Genomic DNA, 1,673 nt, shown 5'->3' on the forward strand with positions numbered 1-1,673 from the left:
CATATATGTAATATAAAAATGATAAATTTATATTTATTAAAAGGCAATAAAAAAGGAGAGAGAATTTGAAATTACTAAACAAAATATTTAAACTAATAATTTTAACAGTTACTATATGTTTGCTTATGTTTTCATATGCAAGATACATAGAGCCTTCTATGCTAAGGGTTAAAAATATAGATTTGAAAGTTAAAGATATCAAAGATTGTAGGGTTATATTTTTTACAGATACACATTTTGGGAAACTATACTCTCAAAGTAATATAGATAATATAGTTAAAAAGATAAATAATCAAAATCCAGATATTGTTATATTTGGAGGAGATCTTTTAGATAATTATGCAAGGGATTACTCTTTACTAGATACTGATAGTCTTCAGAAGAGTTTAAGTAAAATTGAAGCAAAATATGGGAAATATGCCGTGTTTGGAAATCACGATTATGGAGGTGGAGCTTCTATAGTATATGAAAAATTTATGAGTGGAGGTGGATTTAAAGTTCTAAAAAACGAAAGTTCATATATAAATGATTTAAACTTAAACATAATTGGATATGATGATTACTTGCTTGGAAATACTAAAAAATCTGATTACAAAATTGAAGCAAATAAATTCAATTTAGTAGTCACTCATGAACCAGATGTTGTAGAATTGATGACATCTTCAAGCGAGAATTTTATTTTAAGTGGGCATTCACATGGAGGTCAAGTAACTATCCCATTTCTAACAGATAAAATACTTCCAGTAGGAGCACATAAATATGTTAAAGGACTATACTCAGAAAAGAATGTAGGAATAAATGATAGTACAAAAATGTATGTCAGTAGTGGGATTGGCATGACAAGCATTCCGTTAAGGTTTTTAAATCCTCCAGAAATTGTAGTATTTAATATTTCAGCAAATTAGAATTCAGTTTTATTACATGGTAGCAAATTTTTATAGTAACTAAAAAAATCATATAACATAAAATAATATAATTGAAAAATCTAATTGGAGGATAACTATGAACAATTCAACTGAAAAAGTTATGGTGGATTTTGCAAATGGAAATATAACTGGGGAAAATTCAAAAGATGATGTTATTTTAATAGGTATTTCGCCCTATAAGGAGAGTTCTTATGTAGATGAAATAGAGATTGTTTTAAATCAAGAAAATGGAGACTCTATATCAATTGATTTTCCATATAGCGGATATGATATACAACTTTTTTTAGGTGATTTTACTGGGAATAATAGATCAGACATAATGGTAAGAGGCGGGTTTGGAGGATCTGGAGGATTTGAAATAGGGGTTATATATAAATATGAAAATGGAAAGTTAATAGAGATTTTCAATCAAAATACATTTTATGATAACAATAAGTGTCAGGCATCATATAAAGAAAACTATAAGCTAAATATTAACTGTGGAGAAAATAAATACTCATTAAATTTAGCTGCAAGACCTAAAGATTATTTAAATTTAATATATACGCCTGATGGTAAAGTTAAGCCTACATATGAACCATATGTAGATGCTCCAAGTTCTATATTACCTACAAAGCAGATATATAATAAATTTTATGAACTTATTATTTTGCAAAGAGTAGTAGGAGTGGCAAATTCAGATACTTTAGCATCAATACAAACGTTATTGAGTTTAGAAGACAGTAAAAATAATATAATATACAAAGG

2 protein-coding genes are annotated in these 1,673 nt (G+C 27.3%); both read left to right on the forward strand.

Annotated elements, in window-relative coordinates:
• The first annotated feature begins 65 nt into the window (after window positions 1-65).
• Window positions 66-905, forward strand: a complete 840-nt coding sequence (locus RWY47_RS01205) for a metallophosphoesterase (protein ID WP_224170562.1) — start codon at window positions 66-68, stop codon at window positions 903-905.
• A gap of 97 nt (window positions 906-1,002) precedes the next feature.
• On the forward strand, window positions 1,003-1,673 hold a 671-nt coding region (locus tag RWY47_RS01210; RefSeq protein ID WP_316030208.1), incomplete at its 3' end, for a hypothetical protein.

The organism is Paraclostridium sp. MRS3W1, assembly GCF_032465715.1.
In the GTDB taxonomy this organism is placed as follows: Bacteria; Bacillota; Clostridia; order Peptostreptococcales; family Peptostreptococcaceae; genus Paraclostridium; species Paraclostridium dentum.